Genomic DNA, 12,790 nt, shown 5'->3' with positions numbered 1-12,790 from the left:
AACGATTTATGCGTGTTCACAGATCTCAAGACGTCCGCTCCTTGCTTTCGGGGCAGCCGGAACAGTTAAAGACCTGGCTGCACGGCCCGCCGCAATTCCGCGATTGGGTAAGATAACTAACAGGGAGTAAAACGGATGGCCACTGGCACCGTCAAATGGTTTAACACAACTAAAGGTTATGGCTTTATTGCGCCTGATGCAGGCGGATCTGATGTATTTGTCCACATTTCCGCAGTAGAACAAGCCGGCATGACCGGTCTCGCCGACAACCAGAAAATCGAATATGAACTCGTTGCTGGACGCGACGGACGCGAGTCCGCTGGCAACCTCAAGGCGGTCGGATAATCCGCCGCGTTTATTTGAAACGGCCTGAGCTTTCGGGCCGTTTTTGCGTATCTGGGGAATATTGTGCCCCAGCGTTTTTCTGCCTGATGCAAAGGAAATACTTGCTAAGACAGTAAAAACACCTCATACGGCTTTTGTGACGACAGACTTTATCTACCCGCCTTCTCTAAACAAGCAGCCGGAACGATTACTAAACAAGGGCTGATCACCAAGCTGCCACATACTGTGGGCGGCAAGACAAAGGAGAAACGGGATGGCTACTGGCACCGTAAAATGGTTTAACACTACTAAAGGCTTCGGCTTTATCGCACCTGACGCAGGCGGCTCTGATGTATTTGTACACATCTCTGCTGTTGAGCGCGCTGGTCTGACTGGCCTCGCCGACAACCAAAAGATCGAGTACGAACTGCAAGAAGGTCGCGACGGTCGCGCCTCTGCTGGTGACCTCGCATTGGTTGACTAAGCAAGTTTTCGCGCCTTTCTTAGGCCGGACGATGAACACCTCGCAGTTTTCTGCGGGGTGTTTTTGTATGTAAACTATGATCTTATAGCGCGAAAACATGGGGGAAGCATGACTCGACTACTGACATTCGGCGACAGCAACACACACGGAACCCTGCCGAAGTTTGCCGACGACATCTATGAACGCCTCGCACCTGAAGAGCGTTGGACCGGTATCGTTCAGGCGGAACTGGGGTGTGATCTGATTGAAGAAGGATTGCCCGGCCGAACGGCTGCAACCCCCGATCCAGACATGGGCGCTCATATGGATGGCCGACTCGGGCTTGCGATTGCGCTGAATAGCCACGGTCCGCTTGATGTCATGACGCTGATGCTTGGTACAAACGATGTAAAAACCGCGTTTGGACTAGACGCAAAGACAGTGGCAAGCCATATCGAAGGTCTTGTCGATTACGCGCTAAGCGAAGACATTCAGAAACGGCACAGCGGGTTTAAGATTTTGCTGATCGCGCCGCCCCCTGTGCGCGAGACCGGATTCCTTAAGGAAAAATTCAGGGATGCCGAGCCAAAATCCCGTGCGCTGACGCCACTTTTGCAAGACCTTGCCTCAGCCAAGGGCATTGAGTTCCTTGATGGCGGAAAATTTGTAGACGTCAGCCCCATAGATGGCGTCCACTATGGAGCAGAAATGCACACCCGCCTCGGCCTCGCCGTTGCTGCAAAACTGGCCACCATGTGATCGCGGCCAGTTCGCTTTTATCCCTCTAGAATGTCAACGAGCTCGCGCCATTCGCGCGCGCTCATACCGGAGTTTTCCTGCGTCACAGTTTCGCCAGCCAGCTTGCGGCGCACAATATCGAGCGCTTGCGCGCTCAGGTTCGCGCCGCCCATGCGGTAATCTTCGAACGCGCCATACGCAGCTGGCACCCAGTCCTTAACGACATTGGCAATTGCATCCGCGTAAACACGGATCTCGTATTGCGCATGACTATCTGCCCGAAGTCGCAGGAAGTGGAACAGATTGTGGAGATCAACCTTCCAATACCATTGCGTGTAAATGTTGCTCGGCAGGTTCATCCGCGCCAATTCACGCGCCAATCCTTGCTGGCCTTCGTCCGACATCATGGATTCATAATGGTCATACGCACGGTTCGCATCGGACTTCAGAATATCCAGCACACGCGCCGCCTCTTCGCCTGAAAGAGTTTCACCGCGGCCTTGATTGTTAATCGTGGATTGTGCCGCGAGGTTCTCTGGAGCGGGGATGTAAAACTCACGATCAAGGATCGAGTACCGTGCGGAATATTCATTGACGTTGGCCGTCCGGTGACGGATCCACTGGCGCGCAACGAAGACCGGAAGCTTAACGTGAAGCTTAACTTCGCACATCTCGAACGGCGTGCTGTGCCAATGGCGCATCAAATAGCGGATCAGGCCCGCGTCGTTCTGTACAGATTTCGTGCCTTTGCCATAGGAAACACGCGCGGCCTGACAGATCGCGGCATCGTCGCCCATGTAATCCACAACCCGAACAAACCCATGATCCAGAACTTCCTGCGCCGTATAGAGGTGTTTCTCCATGCCCGGGGCAACTGCGCGAAGCGTCGGCTGTGGATTGCCGCGAAGGGCCTCGATTTCGGCAAGTTGTTCTGGGCTTAGCGGCATGTTCGATCCTCTTGGTCATGGCAATGTCGGTTTTGCAGCAATCTAACCGTGCGCTTTGCACCGACTCGCCGCCCACTATATCTGCGATGACGGTCGAAAATAAACGCTAAATACGGTATCACGACGAATTTTAAGGCCAAGGTCTTGCGCTCACTCACTTAGCTGGCATTGTGGGGCCAAAATAGGAGGACCCTGCGATGGGATTGAAGTATCTACACACAATGGTTCGAGTAAAAGACCTCGAAAAATCGATGGCTTTCTACGAGCTGCTCGGGCTCAAGGAAACCAAACGCCATGACAGCGAAGGCGGGAGATTCTCGCTGATCTTTATGGCACCCGAGGGTCAGGAAGAAGCGCCTATCGAGCTTACCTACAACTGGGACGGCGATGATGAGCTGCCAAGCGATAGCCGTCACTTCGGGCATCTCGCCTATGAAGTCGATGACATTTACGCGCTATGTCAAAAGCTTCAGGATGCTGGCGTCACAATCAATCGTCCGCCGCGTGATGGCCATATGGCCTTCGTCCGTTCGCCCGACAACATCTCGATCGAGTTGCTGCAAAAGGGTGAATCACTTGCCCCTGCAGAGCCTTGGGCCAGCATGGAAAACACGGGCCACTGGTAAGGCCTTGAACTGGCTCCGCAGGGAGTGGGGCCAGTTCATCAACTCACAGCCTAGTAAATATATCGGATTTGATCCGTCCAATACCGCTCGACCCGACGAAGCGATGTATTGATCTCATCCATTCCATCAGGCCCCAAGACACCCTTCGATTCCAATCCATCGGCATGGCGCAGGAAGAGTTCATTCACCACGTCGCGGATATTGCGGCCCTTTTCGGTTAGACGAACGCGCACAGAGCGCCGATCCACCTCACAGCGTTGATGGTGCATATAGCCCATCTCGACGAGTTTCTTAAGGTTATAGGAAACGTTCGATCCCTGATAATAGCCGCGAGACTTGAGCTCACCCGCGGTTACTTCGTTCTCGCCGATATTGAACAGCAAAAGCGCCTGCACCGCATTAATTTCGAGGACGCCTACACGCTCGAACTCATCCTTAATTACATCCAGAAGCAAACGATGAAGTCGCTCCACGAGTGCGAGCCCCTCCAGATAGCTGGTCATAAAACCTTGCGCAGCAGGAAGGGCCAGATTTGAATGTATACTCATTAATTTCTCCGCATGTAGCCGTCGGAAACGACATTCGCGGGAAATCCCAAACATTCGGTTAAACCCAAGACATCTAGCAATAAATTTTCAGCTATTTTGACAGTTTATGCTTGTAAATTACTGAAATCATTTGGTTATATTTCTCTGGCGCATCAACAGACCCATTCACCCAAGTATAGAGTTCCTGATCATTTTCCCACAAAAGCGCATCGTAAAGATCAAGTTCTGTGTCACTCATGCTGTCGATTTCGGTGTCAGAAAACGGGCCGAGAATCATGTCCATTTCCTTGGTGCCACGCCGCCAGCTGCGCATTTTCAGGCGCTTGATCCGGTTTTCTCGGGTTTCATCGGGCGCCGGCGTTAGGCTCTCTTTGGGGATATCCATTGGCGTTTGACTCCTTAACGACTTGATGCAGGGGCCATTGCGGCCTATGAGATGGTTCCGGCAGATACAAACCGGAGCCTCCCATGTCTAGCACATCCCCTGACTTTCTTTCCAAGACCTTATCGCGCGTCAAACCGTCGCCAACGATTGCGGTATCCAACCTTGCCGCTGATCTCAAGGCCGCAGGCAAAGACGTGATTGGCCTCGGCGCGGGGGAACCGGATTTCGACACGCCTGAAAGCATCAAGGAAGCCGGTATCGCCGCGATCAACGCGGGCAAAACGAAATACACATCGGTTGATGGTATTATCGAGCTAAAACAGGCGATCTGCGCCAAGCTTGAACGCGACAACGCACTTTCCTATGCGCCGGATCAGGTCACTGTCGGCACCGGCGGAAAACAAATCCTTTATAACGCCCTCATGGCCACGCTGAACCCAGGCGATGAAGTGATTATCCCCGCGCCTTATTGGGTGTCCTATCCCGATATGGTTTTGCTCGCCGGCGGAACTCCCGTTCCCGTGGCCGCAGGGATCGAAACCGGCTTCAAAATGACACCGGAGCAGCTTGAAGCTGCGATTACGCCCAAAACCAAATGGCTGATCTTCAACTCGCCAAGCAACCCGACTGGTGCGGGTTATTCCGCAAGCGAACTCAAAGGTTTGACGGATGTTCTTCTACGTCACCCGCATGTTTGGGTGATGACAGATGACATGTATGAGCACCTCGTTTTTGACGACTTCAAATTTGCTACCCCTGCCGAGGTTGAGCCTGCGCTTTACGAACGCACGCTAACCTGTAACGGCGTTTCCAAAGCCTATGCGATGACCGGCTGGCGGATCGGCTATGCGGCTGGTCCAAAACCTTTGATCGCCGCCATGCGCAAAATCCAGAGCCAAAGCACCTCGAACCCCTGTTCGGTTTCGCAATGGGCTGCGGTTGAGGCGCTCAATGGGCCGCAGGAGTTTCTTGCCAGCAACAACGAGATTTTCGTGCGCCGCAGAAACCTTGTTGTCGAGATGCTCAACGCCGCCGAAGGCATCACGTGCCCCAAACCGGAGGGCGCTTTCTACGTGTACCCAGACATCTCCGGCTGCCTCGGCAAAACGACACCAGCAGGCACCACGATCGAAAATGACGAGCAATTCGCAACCGCGCTGCTTGAAGAAACTGGTGTTGCGGTCGTATTTGGCGCAGCCTTCGGCCTTTCGCCAAACTTCCGTGTCAGCTACGCTACCTCAGACGATAATCTCAAAGAGGCTTGCACGCGCATCCAGAATTTCTGCGCGGCACTTTCATAAGGGCAGTATTGGTGAACGAACTTCCGGAACTCTATTTTCGCATCAGAGACAATGGCGCGGCGGTGTTCCGGATCAACACCGAGAACCGCCAACGCCGGATCGAGATGCAGCAAATCGCCGTTGTGAACACCCGCAACGGCGAAATCAAACCGCATGGTGGACGCAGCCTCACCGAGCACGAGACCACCGAAATTTCTGACTGGCTCCGCGCACGGCAGGAGTTGCTCGCCGCCCGCGAGAAAGACGAGATTCACCGCGTCGTTGACACACTCAACCGAACCGCTCACTGGGCACAATCCAACAAGGCCAGCCCTGAAGCGCTCGAAGAGGTTACAGATTCACTGCTTTTGGCAATGCACGACCTGCGCGCGGTTCTCGTACGCAGGAAGGCAGAGCGCCTAACAGACGGCGCAAAAGACGACTAGAGCGTTAAACTGCGGGCGGAGCCTCAACCGATTTAGTTGGAGGATACTCGTGGATTTTGACTGAGCGTTTCCAGAACCGCAGGTTCAGCAAGACCGCTGCGAGGCTCAGGCCGACCACAAGACCGATCCAGACACCTTCCGCGCCCCAACCAAACACAAAGCCACAGATATAGCTCGCAGGCGCGCCAAACACCCAATAAGAAATCCCTGCCATCCACATGGGAACGCGAGCATCTTGAACGCCGCGCAGCAAGCCCAGCGCCATAACCTGAAGGCTATCGGCAAGCTGGAAGATCGCGGCATACACCAACAGGCCCGTGCCCATTGCAATGATTTCGGGCCGCAGCGGATCTTCTGGATCGATGAACAATCCGATCAGGAACTGTGGAACCAGAAGGAATGCCGCCATCGCGATGAACGACAGTGCCGCCGACATACCGGTTGCCATATAGGCACCACGGCGCAGATGCTCTTCGTCACCATTGCCCAGCGCACGCCCTGCACGGATTGTCGCCGCGGCAGACAAGCCCAGATGCACCATGAACGCCGCCCCACCCAATTGCAGAGCAATCCCATGCGCCGCCAATGGAATAGCGCCAAGCCACCCCACCATGATCGCGGCAAAATTGAACAGACCGACCTCGGCGAGGTTCGTCAGGCCAATGGGCAAACCCAATCGGAAAACCTGTTTGAACGCATCCCAATCCGGCCGCCAAAACCGCACAAATAGCTCATGCTCAGGCAGTTTGCGCAATGAATAGGCCGCCCAATATACGAACATCATCGTGTTCACAGCCAGCGAAGCAATCGCCGCGCCGCGAATACCGAGCTCAGGTGCTCCGAAGTTTCCGAAGATAAACAGATAGTTAAAGACAATGTTCAACGCCACCGCCCAAAGCGAGGCATATAGAACGGGCCGCGTCAGTTCGAGCGCGGACAGATAGCTCCGAATAACGGTGCCGCTGATCGCCATGAACATGCCTGGCGCCGAAATCCGCAAATACCTTTGCGCGAGTTCCGCGAGCTCTGGCTCCTGCCCCATCCAGAGGAAAATGGGTTCGGAAAATATCATCGGCGTCATAACGACCGCTGAATACAACAGCCCGATCCACAGCCCCATGCGCGTATAGCGCCGGATCGCGGTTGTATCGCCCTGCGCATCCGCCGTCGCAACAAGAGGTGTAACGGCAAAGGCAAAGCCAGACCCGAGAATAAACAGAATAAACGCAAACCCTGTTGCCAAAACAGCGGCAGCAAGGGACTCGACCGAATACCACCCAAGCATGATGGTATCCGTCATATGGACGGCAAACTGCGCCAGTTGGCTGCCGATCAACGGCAAGCCAAGCAACAGAATGGCCTTTAGGTGGCCGCGATATGAAAGGGCTTGAGTCATCCATACGGATTACGCCCGATTTCGCAGTTTGACAATCACCACATTGTACTGTGGCAATTTCTTACCTATCGCAAAACAACTTAGCCGCGATTTACCTTGCGCTGATCAGGGTGAAGCGACGTCCCGAGGATATGGTCCGATCCGTGAATCACATGGTTCGCACCACCAACAATCAGCGGGTCTGGCGCTTTCGCAACGGCGTGGTCCTTATCCGGATAGTCGATCGTGCTGAGGAAATGATACATACAGTTCAGCCGCGCACGTTTCTTGTCATTGGATTTGATGATGGTCCACGGCGCATCAGCGGTGTCTGTATAAAAGAACATCGCTTCTTTGGCCTCTGTGTAGTCATCCCATTTCGCAAGGCTGGCCACATCAATCGGAGAGAGCTTCCAGCGCTTGAGCGGATCGGTCTTGCGCGAGTCAAATCGGCGCTGCTGTTCGTCCCGCGTCACCGAGAACCAGTATTTGTACAATCGAATACCGCTGCGGGTGATCATGCGCTCTAACTCGGGCGTCTGCCGCATGAACTCTAGGTATTCGTTCGGCTCGCAAAAGCCCATAACCCGCTCGACCCCCGCGCGGTTGTACCAAGAGCGGTCATAAAACACCATTTCGCCAGCCGTCGGCAGATGCTGGATATAACGCTGAAAGAACCACTGACCTCTTTCCTCATCCGTTGGCTTGTTCAACGCCACGACACGTGCCTCGCGCGGGTTCAAGTGCTCCATAAACCGTTTGATCGTACCGCCCTTCCCCGCAGCATCACGCCCCTCAAACAAGAACACAAACTTCTGCCCTGTTTCCTTGACCCACTTCTGCACCTTCAACAGCTCAATCTGGATCAGGGCTTTCTGCTCCTCATACTCCTTGGCGCGCATCTTTTCGGCATAGGGATAGGTGCCCGTTTCAAACGCAAGCCGGACCGCATCCCGCCCATTGGCGACATTCACGAATGAATCAACAAGCGCATCCGCCTGCGCCGCCTCAGTCGCGCCATTCGCGCGGTCTTCGGTGTTTGTCGTTGCTTTTCCGGCCGGTTTCTTGGTGTTTGAATTTGCTGTCGCCATCCCGTTCTCCTTCGCTGTCTTGGTCAAGAAAAGCGTTACACCCAAGGCGCAAACCCTGCATTGAGGTGCATCAAACCCAGCAACAGTTTTTCCTGAACACGGCCCAAAACCCCGAAATCTCTAGGTGTTTCACGGAAATCAGCGCAAAATATCCCCGCGACAGAACAATAAGAAAGGAAACGACATGGCAGAATTGACGACAAATGTTAGTTGGCTTGCAGTTATCGTTGGCGCGGTAGCAGCTTTCCTTGTGGGGTGGCTCTGGTATTCCCCGAAACTCTTTGGCGAGAAATGGGCCGAAGGCGTTGGCGTAAGCCTTGGCAGCGCCGATAAGATGCCCGCGGCCGCTATGATCAGCCAAGCCCTTGGGCTCTTTCTCATGAGTTGGTTTGTTGCCGTCACAGCAGCCTCCAACCTCCTCCTCACGGTTATCCTCGCGACTGTTGCCTTTACCATCATGGGCTATGCAAACGCCGCATTCGCGGGGCATAGCACCTATTCCCGCAACGTTAATGCAGGGTATTGGCTCGCTGCGCTCGTGATCATGATTATCTGTAACGGCATTTTCTAAACAAAACCTGTAGCGGCGCACTGCACTTGCGCCGCCTTGTGCATGGCCATCTTTCTGCGATACTCCGGCGCGCAAACCGGAGGCAGAGAGATGGCAAATCACCAAAAACCCGCAACAATCGCAGCGCAGGCCGCGGGCCAAACAGACCAAACAACAGGTGGCGTGACGCCAGCGATCCATCCCGCGACGACCTTTCTACGTGACGAAAACTATGACCTCGTCGCCCCGCAAAACACCTATCTGCGCGATCAAAACGAAAACGCCCGCGCCGCAGAAGACGTTTTGAAACAGTTGGAAAACGCCGCCGACACGTTGCTATTCCCCTCCGGCATGGCCGCCATCGCCGCCATGTTCCGAAGCCTGCCAAACCGCGCAACTGTGCTTGTTCAATCCGGCATTTACTGGGGCGCGACCAAATGGATTCGCGATTTCTGCGCTCGTCGCGAGATAACCCTCCACGAGGCCGACGCCAGCGAGACAGACGCCTTCACAGCCCAGATTTCCGCCCAAAAACCTGACCTCGTGATGATCGAAACCCCGTCAAATCCGTGGCTCAAAATTAGCGACATCACCGCTATCGCCACGGCAACCCATGCCGCGAATGGCCTCCTGATGGTCGACTCCACCGCGGCAACGCCCGTTCTAAGCCGTCCGCTGGACCTTGGCGCAGATGTCGTGATGCATTCCGCGACCAAAGCGATCAACGGCCATTCTGACGTGCTCGCCGGCGTCCTCTCCTGCGCCGATGCCGAGGCCGATTTTTGGCGCACAATCCAGACAGACCGCCATGATGCGGGCGCTGTCATCGGACCCTTCGAGGCGTGGCTTCTTCTGCGGGGCATGCGGACTTTGACCCTTCGTGTCGAGCGCATGTCGCAATCCGCCCTGACTCTCGCGGAAAAACTCGAGACACATCCGAAAGTCGAACGCGTGTTCTATCCCGGATTGCCAAGCCACCCCGCCCATGAGCTTGCCAAGTCGCAAATGAACGGCGGATTTGGTGGGCTGCTTTCTGTTTGCGTAAAAGGTGGCGCGCGTGAGGCTCTTGCCGTTGCGGGCAAACTCAGCCTTTTCCACCGCGCAACATCTCTTGGTGGTGTTGAAAGCCTTGTCGAGCATCGCCACACGATCGAGCCCCATACCGGCATCCCCGAAAACCTGCTGCGCCTCTCTGTCGGCATCGAAGACGTGGGCGATCTTTGGGCCGACCTTGAAAACGCCCTCGCACAGGTCTGACGCAAGCAAATACCGTCACCAAACGCGTCGAATTTCAACCGTGGCCGCTTGCTTGCCACGGCGCCTGCTGTCACAATAGAACGAACCAAAACCAACAAACGAGCAGCCAATGGCCAACGACCTTCTTGCCGGATCCGAGATCGAAAAAGATTATGACGCCTCCTCGATCCAGGTGCTCGAAGATATGGAACACGTCCGCCTCCGCCCCGGTATGTATATCGGTGGCATCGATGAGCGCGCCTTCCATCACCTCGTGGCCGAAATTGTTGACAACTCGATGGACGAGGCCGTCGCCGGACACGCCACCCGCATCGAAGTCGAGCTTCACGCGGATTACTCCGTAACCATCCGCGATAACGGCCGCGGCATCCCAATTGATCCGCACCCCAAAGACCCAAGCAAAACCGCGCTCGAAATCATCTTCTGCACCCTAAACGCGGGCGGAAAATTCGGCGGCGATGCCTATGAAACCTCCGGCGGATTGCACGGTGTTGGCTCTTCGGTCGTGAATGCGCTGTCGGATTACCTGCGCGTCGAAGTTGCTAAAAACAAAGAACTTTTCGCAATGGAATTCTCCCGCGGCATCCCCAAAGGACCGCTTGAGAAGATCGGCGCCGCCCCCAACCGACGCGGCACCAGCGTGACCTTCCACCCAGATGCGGAAATCTTCGGCAGTCAAAAGTTCAAACCCAAACGCCTGTTCCAAATGGCGCGCTCCAAGGCGTACCTATTCTCCGGTGTCGAAATCCGCTGGAAATCAGCCATTGAAGACGGCGACACGCCCACCGAAGCCACATTCCACTTCCCCGGTGGCCTCGCAGATTACCTCACAGAAACGCTCGGCGGATCAACGACTTACGCTGATGCGCCCTTTGCCGGAAAAGTTGGCTTCCAAGAGAAGTTCGGCGTTCCGGGCTCTGTTGAGTGGGCGATAAACTGGACCCCAGCCCGCGATGGCTTCATCCAGTCCTATACCAACACCGTCCCAACACCCGAGGGCGGCACCCATGTGGCCGGTTTCTGGGCCGCGATCCTGAAGGGCATCCGCGCCTATGGCGAACTTGTCTCCAACAAAAAGGCCGCGCAGATCACCCGCGAAGACCTGATGACAGGCGGCTGCGCTTTGGTGTCCTGCTTTATCCGCGATCCGCAATTCGTTGGCCAAACCAAAGACAGGCTCTCTACCGAAGCCGCACAGAAAATGGTCGAAAACTCGGTGCGGGATCATTTCGACAACTGGCTCGCCAACGATACGAAAGCCGCCGGTGCGATTCTCGATTACCTCGTCCTGCGCGCCGAAGAGCGGCTGCGGCGACGTCAGGAAAAAGAAACACAGCGCAAATCCGCCACCAAGAAACTGCGGCTGCCGGGGAAATTGACCGATTGCTCGTCCAATTCCCGCGAAGGCACGGAGCTGTTTATCGTGGAGGGGGACTCTGCGGGTGGTTCTGCCAAAATGGCGCGGGATCGCAAGACCCAAGCCCTCCTACCCCTGCGCGGTAAAATCCTCAACGTTCTTGGCGCGGCCTCGAATAAGATCGGGACAAACGCGGAAATCAACGATCTCTGCCAAGCGCTTGGCGTTGGGTTGGGAAGCAAGTTTAACGTGGACGATCTACGCTATGATAAGGTCATCATCATGACCGATGCGGATGTGGACGGCGCGCATATTGCCTCGCTCCTCATGACGTTCTTCTTCACCCAAATGCGCCCGATGATCGACACAGGGCACCTCTATCTTGCCTGCCCGCCACTGTTCCGCCTGACCCAAGGCGCGAAGCGGGTGTATTGCATTGATGAGGCCGAAAAAGACGCCCACCTTGCCAAAGGGATTGGCGGTAAGGGCCGGATCGATGTTTCGCGCTTCAAAGGCCTTGGTGAAATGGACGCCAAAGACCTCAAAGAAACCACCATGAACCCAGCCACCCGCAAGCTCATCCGCGTCACGATTGATGAGGACGAACCCGGCGAAACCGGAGACCTCGTCGAACGCTTGATGGGGAAAAAGCCGGAGAAACGGTTCCAGTACATTCAGGAGAACGCAAGGTTCGTTGAAGAGCTGGATTTGTGAGCGAGCCCAAACAAGACCCCATTTGGCTCCGGTGGAACTTCATCGCACATTTTGCAGACAATGAACTCAGCAGGTTGATTGGGATTGTGCCGCTAGTCGGCTATCTAATTCTGTTCAGCGACCCAATTATCGAAAACTTTTCACTCAGTCTGTTTGCCGGAGCATCAGACTCTGAAGAGTCGCCTTTTATTCTAGACGGGCTGGCAAAACTACGTCTCGTGTTCTTTGGAAGTCTGTTTGTTTTTAGCTCAAACGTGCTGTTTAGGGTTTTAGTGCCAAATTGCATTCAGCAATCAAGAGATATGCAAGAGTTTTCCGAACGTGTCGTCTCCAACTTTTCTCATACCGATATCAAGGAAATTGAACTTAAATGTCGAGACAAAGATCACATCATCAGAACTGACATAAAATCATATATTGAAAGCAACAACCCGTTGAACTTTCGCGACCCTATTACGTCAGGGTCTCAAGACACAAAAATGCTTCTAAGAAATCATGAAATCAGAATTCGCTTGCTTGCACGAGAATACTGGGCATCAGAAAATAACTCCCGAAAGCTCGCACGTGTAGTGACACTTTTTCTTGCTCTTGGAGGCTTTGTGATGCTGAGCATCCCATCCATCGACATTATTCAAGCGGTTATCCGCGATCTCCTTTCTTTGTAATAATCTTAGGCGCCAAAAGGCTCC

Annotated in this window: 15 protein-coding genes; 10 read left to right on the top strand and 5 right to left on the bottom strand. The window is 54.6% G+C overall.

Annotated elements, in window-relative coordinates; genetic code table 11:
* Nucleotides 1-135: 135 nt before the first annotated feature.
* The 3 genes from N9C89_RS04510 to N9C89_RS04500 all read left to right on the top strand — a co-directional run bounded on the left by N9C89_RS04510 (nucleotide 136) and on the right by N9C89_RS04500 (nucleotide 1,546).
* A complete protein-coding gene (locus N9C89_RS04510) occupies nucleotides 136-345 on the top strand; it encodes a cold-shock protein (protein ID WP_263952645.1) in 210 nt (69 codons plus the stop codon).
* Between the two features lie 253 nt (nucleotides 346-598).
* A complete protein-coding gene (locus N9C89_RS04505; RefSeq protein WP_263952644.1) occupies nucleotides 599-808 on the top strand; it encodes a cold-shock protein in 210 nt (69 codons plus the stop codon).
* 108 nt (nucleotides 809-916) lie between these two features.
* The gene (locus tag N9C89_RS04500) at nucleotides 917-1,546 is read left to right on the top strand and encodes an SGNH/GDSL hydrolase family protein (protein ID WP_263952643.1); all 630 of its coding nucleotides are present in this window, start codon (nucleotides 917-919) and stop codon (nucleotides 1,544-1,546) included.
* A gap of 17 nt (nucleotides 1,547-1,563) precedes the next feature.
* Here the strand turns inward: N9C89_RS04500 and thyX are convergent, their stop codons facing one another.
* The gene (gene thyX / locus N9C89_RS04495; RefSeq protein ID WP_263952642.1) at nucleotides 1,564-2,472 is read right to left on the bottom strand and encodes an FAD-dependent thymidylate synthase; all 909 of its coding nucleotides are present in this window, start codon (nucleotides 2,470-2,472) and stop codon (nucleotides 1,564-1,566) included.
* A gap of 197 nt (nucleotides 2,473-2,669) precedes the next feature.
* Here thyX and N9C89_RS04490 point away from each other — a divergent pair, with 197 nt between their 5' ends.
* Nucleotides 2,670-3,098: a VOC family protein gene (locus N9C89_RS04490; protein WP_263952641.1), complete on the top strand. Its 429-nt coding sequence runs from the start codon at nucleotides 2,670-2,672 to the stop codon at nucleotides 3,096-3,098.
* Between the two features lie 50 nt (nucleotides 3,099-3,148).
* On the opposite strand, the gene N9C89_RS04485 is transcribed toward N9C89_RS04490, so the two are convergent.
* Together N9C89_RS04485 and N9C89_RS04480 are read right to left on the bottom strand one after the other, a co-directional pair.
* Nucleotides 3,149-3,646, bottom strand: a complete 498-nt coding sequence (locus N9C89_RS04485) for a MarR family winged helix-turn-helix transcriptional regulator (protein ID WP_263952640.1) — start codon at nucleotides 3,644-3,646, stop codon at nucleotides 3,149-3,151.
* A gap of 91 nt (nucleotides 3,647-3,737) precedes the next feature.
* Nucleotides 3,738-4,031 (bottom strand): succinate dehydrogenase assembly factor 2, encoded by a 294-nt coding sequence (locus N9C89_RS04480; protein ID WP_263952639.1) that lies wholly within the window; start codon nucleotides 4,029-4,031, stop codon nucleotides 3,738-3,740.
* An 83-nt stretch (nucleotides 4,032-4,114) separates the two neighbouring features.
* Between N9C89_RS04480 and N9C89_RS04475 the strand changes: the two genes are divergently transcribed.
* Together N9C89_RS04475 and N9C89_RS04470 are read left to right on the top strand one after the other, a co-directional pair.
* Nucleotides 4,115-5,332: a pyridoxal phosphate-dependent aminotransferase gene (locus N9C89_RS04475; protein ID WP_263952638.1), complete on the top strand. Its 1,218-nt coding sequence runs from the start codon at nucleotides 4,115-4,117 to the stop codon at nucleotides 5,330-5,332.
* 8 nt (nucleotides 5,333-5,340) lie between these two features.
* Entirely contained in the window at nucleotides 5,341-5,757 is a 417-nt protein-coding gene (locus tag N9C89_RS04470; protein WP_263952637.1) for a hypothetical protein, read from the top strand.
* Nucleotides 5,758-5,761: 4 nt separating this feature from the next.
* On the opposite strand, the gene N9C89_RS04465 is transcribed toward N9C89_RS04470, so the two are convergent.
* The gene (locus N9C89_RS04465; RefSeq protein WP_263952636.1) at nucleotides 5,762-7,153 is read right to left on the bottom strand and encodes an MATE family efflux transporter; all 1,392 of its coding nucleotides are present in this window, start codon (nucleotides 7,151-7,153) and stop codon (nucleotides 5,762-5,764) included.
* Nucleotides 7,154-7,233: 80 nt separating this feature from the next.
* On the bottom strand, nucleotides 7,234-8,223 hold the full coding sequence (ppk2, locus tag N9C89_RS04460) for a polyphosphate kinase 2 (protein ID WP_263952635.1): 990 nt from the start codon (nucleotides 8,221-8,223) through the stop codon (nucleotides 7,234-7,236).
* Between the two features lie 184 nt (nucleotides 8,224-8,407).
* On the opposite strand from ppk2, the gene N9C89_RS04455 reads away from it, so the two are divergent.
* The 4 genes from N9C89_RS04455 to N9C89_RS04440 all read left to right on the top strand — a co-directional run bounded on the left by N9C89_RS04455 (nucleotide 8,408) and on the right by N9C89_RS04440 (nucleotide 12,766).
* Nucleotides 8,408-8,794 (top strand): DUF1761 domain-containing protein, encoded by a 387-nt coding sequence (locus N9C89_RS04455; RefSeq protein ID WP_263952634.1) that lies wholly within the window; start codon nucleotides 8,408-8,410, stop codon nucleotides 8,792-8,794.
* Nucleotides 8,795-8,884: 90 nt separating this feature from the next.
* Nucleotides 8,885-10,030 carry a trans-sulfuration enzyme family protein gene (locus N9C89_RS04450; protein ID WP_263952633.1) on the top strand — a complete coding sequence of 382 codons (1,146 nt, stop codon included), beginning with the start codon at nucleotides 8,885-8,887 and terminating at the stop codon, nucleotides 10,028-10,030.
* 109 nt (nucleotides 10,031-10,139) lie between these two features.
* Nucleotides 10,140-12,101 carry a DNA topoisomerase IV subunit B gene (gene parE, locus N9C89_RS04445; RefSeq protein ID WP_263952632.1) on the top strand — a complete coding sequence of 654 codons (1,962 nt, stop codon included), beginning with the start codon at nucleotides 10,140-10,142 and terminating at the stop codon, nucleotides 12,099-12,101.
* Nucleotides 12,098-12,766: a hypothetical protein gene (locus N9C89_RS04440; RefSeq protein WP_263952631.1), complete on the top strand. Its 669-nt coding sequence runs from the start codon at nucleotides 12,098-12,100 to the stop codon at nucleotides 12,764-12,766. Before parE ends, N9C89_RS04440 begins: the two co-directional genes overlap by 4 nt.
* The last annotated feature ends 24 nt before the right edge of the window (nucleotides 12,767-12,790 follow it).

Origin of the sequence: Halocynthiibacter sp. SDUM655004, assembly GCF_026015885.1 — a bacterium.
GTDB classification, from domain to species: Bacteria; Pseudomonadota; Alphaproteobacteria; order Rhodobacterales; family Rhodobacteraceae; genus Falsihalocynthiibacter; species Falsihalocynthiibacter halioticoli.
This window is presented reverse-complemented; position numbering and strand designations above follow the sequence as displayed.

Bases quoted from the DNA above. Each gene is read 5' to 3' on its own strand.
- N9C89_RS04510 (WP_263952645.1), top strand. From the start codon at position 136: ATGGCCACTGGCACCGTCAAATGGTTTAACACAACTAAAGGTTATGGC.
- N9C89_RS04505 (WP_263952644.1), top strand. From the start codon at position 599: ATGGCTACTGGCACCGTAAAATGGTTTAACACTACTAAAGGCTTCGGC.
- N9C89_RS04500 (WP_263952643.1), top strand. From the start codon at position 917: ATGACTCGACTACTGACATTCGGCGACAGCAACACACACGGAACCCTG.
- thyX (WP_263952642.1), bottom strand. From the start codon at position 2,472: ATGCCGCTAAGCCCAGAACAACTTGCCGAAATCGAGGCCCTTCGCGGC.
- N9C89_RS04490 (WP_263952641.1), top strand. From the start codon at position 2,670: ATGGGATTGAAGTATCTACACACAATGGTTCGAGTAAAAGACCTCGAA.
- N9C89_RS04485 (WP_263952640.1), bottom strand. From the start codon at position 3,646: ATGAGTATACATTCAAATCTGGCCCTTCCTGCTGCGCAAGGTTTTATG.
- N9C89_RS04480 (WP_263952639.1), bottom strand. From the start codon at position 4,031: ATGGATATCCCCAAAGAGAGCCTAACGCCGGCGCCCGATGAAACCCGA.
- N9C89_RS04475 (WP_263952638.1), top strand. From the start codon at position 4,115: ATGTCTAGCACATCCCCTGACTTTCTTTCCAAGACCTTATCGCGCGTC.
- N9C89_RS04465 (WP_263952636.1), bottom strand. From the start codon at position 7,153: ATGACTCAAGCCCTTTCATATCGCGGCCACCTAAAGGCCATTCTGTTG.
- ppk2 (WP_263952635.1), bottom strand. From the start codon at position 8,223: ATGGCGACAGCAAATTCAAACACCAAGAAACCGGCCGGAAAAGCAACG.
- N9C89_RS04455 (WP_263952634.1), top strand. From the start codon at position 8,408: ATGGCAGAATTGACGACAAATGTTAGTTGGCTTGCAGTTATCGTTGGC.
- N9C89_RS04450 (WP_263952633.1), top strand. From the start codon at position 8,885: ATGGCAAATCACCAAAAACCCGCAACAATCGCAGCGCAGGCCGCGGGC.
- parE (WP_263952632.1), top strand. From the start codon at position 10,140: ATGGCCAACGACCTTCTTGCCGGATCCGAGATCGAAAAAGATTATGAC.